The sequence below is a fragment of the Luteimonas sp. AC640a genome (assembly GCF_979256585.1).
Window position 1 is genome coordinate 1 of the sequence record NZ_CEEDOV010000020.1, and the last position, 1,004, is coordinate 1,004.

Sequence of the window (1,004 nt, forward strand, 5' to 3'; positions counted from 1 at the left end):
AAGGGTAAGTTCGAGCGCACCAAGCCCCACGTGAACGTGGGCACGATTGGTCACGTTGACCACGGCAAGACGACGCTGACCGCGGCGCTGACGAAGATCGGTGCGGAGCGTTTCGGCGGCGAGTTCAAGGGCTACGACCAGATCGACGCGGCGCCGGAAGAGAAGGCGCGCGGCATCACGATCTCGACGGCGCACGTGGAATACGAATCGGCCGTGCGTCACTACGCACACGTCGATTGCCCGGGTCACGCCGACTACGTCAAGAACATGATCACCGGCGCTGCGCAGATGGACGGCGCGATCCTGGTGTGTTCGGCTGCTGACGGCCCGATGCCGCAGACCCGCGAGCACATCCTGCTGTCGCGTCAGGTCGGCGTGCCGCACATCGTCGTGTTCCTGAACAAGGCCGACATGGTCGACGACGCCGAGCTGCTCGAGTTGGTCGAGATGGAAGTGCGCGAGCTGCTGTCGAAGTACGACTTCCCGGGCGACGACACCCCGATCATCCACGGCTCGGCCCGCCTGGCGCTGGAAGGCGACCAGAGCGAGATCGGCGTGCCGTCGATCCTGAAGCTGGTCGACGCCCTCGACACGTTCATCCCGGAGCCGGAGCGTGACGTCGACAAGGCATTCCTGATGCCGGTCGAAGACGTGTTCTCGATCTCGGGCCGCGGCACGGTCGTGACCGGTCGTATCGAGCGCGGCATCATCAAGGTCGGCGAAGAAATCGAGATCGTGGGTATCCGTCCGGTGCAGAAGACGACCGTCACCGGCGTCGAAATGTTCCGCAAGCTGCTCGATCAGGGTCAGGCAGGCGACAACGCCGGTCTGCTGCTGCGCGGCACCAAGCGTGACGACGTCGAGCGTGGCCAGGTGCTGGCCAAGCCGGGTTCGATCAAGCCGCACACCGAGTTCGAAGCCGAAGTCTATGTCCTGTCGAAGGACGAAGGCGGCCGTCACACGCCGTTCTTCAAGGGCTACCGTCCGCAGTTCTACTTCCGCAC

At 64.3% G+C, this 1,004-nt stretch carries 1 protein-coding gene; it reads left to right on the forward strand.

Annotation, left to right across the window (positions count from 1 at the left end):
* Positions 1-1,004, forward strand: a 1,004-nt coding sequence (gene tuf / locus ACZ9YD_RS14845; protein ID WP_465076057.1) for an elongation factor Tu, incomplete at both ends; no start/stop codon positions are given.